A 2,352-nucleotide genomic window follows, 5' to 3' on the forward strand; every position below is an offset into this window, starting at 1 on the left:
CGCCTGAAGCTCCTAGGATAATACCAGCACGCCCCTGGTCCCCGCCGGTAATACCGCCGGTTGCTGTAAAACCCACACCGCCACCGCCACCGCCATTGCCGCCAAAACCCGAGTGGGCGCCATTGCCACCCTGGAGTCCGCCCCCTCCTCCAAGATCACCGCCATCACCGCCAACGGCGCTATTACGGAAGAAATTGACAGCATTCAGTGTTACCGCGGCGCCAGCGGCTACAAACAACCCCCCGCCGAGCCCGGCACCACCTCCACCGCCGGTCCCGCCAACTGCCTTCGTATTGTTAATTGCCAAGTTGTCGATTGAGACTGTACCAGAGTAAGCAAAGAATCCGTTATACTGTCCTCCGCCGTCTAACGCGTATCCGTTGCCCTGAATTGTGAGATCGGCGCCGCTGGCCAAATTGATCGCATACAGTTGCCCGATTAATTTAAAGCTCTGGCTGAAGATAATCGTATACTTCATGTTATCCGCAGAGAGATCTCCGCCGAGGTCGATTTGCTCTAAAGCCGCATTTAAAGAAGTTGTGTTATCTACAGTAAATATTGCAGACGACATGAGTTTTCACCTTAAGTAGTATATCTTCCAAGAGAAGACGTCGTGCCACACGTCGGCCATTGAGACGTAATCGGCAAAATTTCTTCCTCTCAGGGGTACGTCATGCCCGGCCACAAGGTAAATACCTTAAATGAGAAAACACATGGCCCCTGCAGTGGAGGATACTGCTCATAATTCTGTTCGACATCGTCGCGAAGCTGAAGTAGCGCTCCAAGCCTAACGTCAGGGCTGGCAATTCGAGGCGCCACTAATTGTGCAAGTAGCTCTGCGCGGCCTGCGGTCACAAGCGGATCGAGACCTGCCCGAATTGGTCGGTCGGGTGACTTAGCGGACGGTGAGCCACCCCGTTTCATAACGCGCTTACGCGAACGAGCCCGTATTAGCCCAATTGCGCTGCGATCCAGACGCTGAGTTTTCGAATTCCAAGCAGCCTTTCCTCATGGGCTTGAGCGTTAGGCAAACCACCGTTCTTAGCGACGACTGAATCGAGTTCGTGACGATCATTGGAATCCGATCGCCGCGCTTGGATGGCGTGACCTGATCGGGCGACACACACGGCCGGGCGCCAAACCTGCCCCCAATCGAGGAACATGTCGGCGGGCTGGCCGAGTTCTGGGGCGTGCATGACGCCACAGCGAGGACACAACCAACGCGGGTTTTGCTGCCAACTGGCTCTCATGGCTCGGCGACCAGGTTATGGCCGGCGAACTGCAACCGCTTGATTGCGGTCTCTCCAATGACTTCGGCAACGGGCAGCACGGCCGACCCCGAGGAAATTCTCAATCAGCCCTCTGAGAGAACTGCCCGTTGATTGATGACCTAGAGGCTATAAAACGGTAGAGGTATCGAGATCAGTGAACTATTACGGGTCATCTGATTAACATCTTGCTGAACCGGATTATCCGATGAGGTCGTAAGCTTATTCGTTCCAAAGCGCTAACTCTGCGTTTCGACTTGGGTAGACTTTATAACGACAGGCGACTGTGCTTGCGAGACTGTCGGCCTCGGAGCCGCATCACCCGAATGGTTTGCCGGGTCAGGGCCTGCCTTCCGTCAGCGACGCCTCCGATCCTCCTCCACGCACATCCCCACCCGCAGGGATCGGTTTGTGCATCGCGGACGTTTCCGGTTGTGCGTCACAGCATGAGGAGGTCGCGATGTCGTTGGTGACCGAAGCCGCCGAGGATCTGGAGGCGATGGCGCGGGCCGCGCGGGAGGCCATCGACGGCCGGCTGCGGCTCCTCGCGGAGGACGATGGGGGGATGTTCTGGTCCGCCGTGGCGAAGCTCTACGCCCGGGGGCTTCCGGAGATCGCGGTGGCCGCGCCGGCGGGGCTGGGGCCGATCACTCCGGCTCCAGACCATATTCGGCCAGGAGCGCCGCCCGCCGGCCTCGCAGCGCCAGCGCCTTGACGGCATGGCCGCGGCTCGTCCCGAGCAAGGCGGCCGCCATCAGGTCCTGGGAGTCGCGCATCCCGTCCGCCAGCCTGGCCAGTTCCGTGGCGGCCGATTCCTCCGACGCGATGCCCTCCGCCAGGGTGTCGAGCACGGCCTGCACCATGGGAATGAGCTGCGGGTAGCGAACGGCGTTGCTCATCCAGGGTCCCTCTCCCTCAGCGCCCCACGAAGCGCTCCGGGCCGACAGGGCGCCCCGCCCGCGAGCGATCCGCGACAGGGTAGCGGCCTCGGCGCGAGGGGCCAAGCCGGCGTTCGCCGAAGATCGGCCTCCGGGGACGGTCCGGCGCGCGCAGGATCGTCGCACCGCGCCGCGGGGGGCGGGGG

At 60.8% G+C, this 2,352-nt stretch carries 1 protein-coding gene and 1 pseudogene; both read right to left on the minus strand.

The features are described 5' to 3' along the window. A pseudogene (locus AC3WLN_RS23965) lies at nucleotides 1–571 on the minus strand (hypothetical protein); the annotation flags it as partial. Between the two features lie 1,344 nt (nucleotides 572–1,915). After that, nucleotides 1,916–2,167 carry a hypothetical protein gene (locus AC3WLN_RS23970; RefSeq protein WP_492485471.1) on the minus strand — a complete coding sequence of 84 codons (252 nt, stop codon included), beginning with the start codon at nucleotides 2,165–2,167 and terminating at the stop codon, nucleotides 1,916–1,918. Between the last annotated feature and the right edge of the window lie 185 nt (nucleotides 2,168–2,352).

Source organism: Methylobacterium sp. FW306-05-D (genome assembly GCF_058782155.1).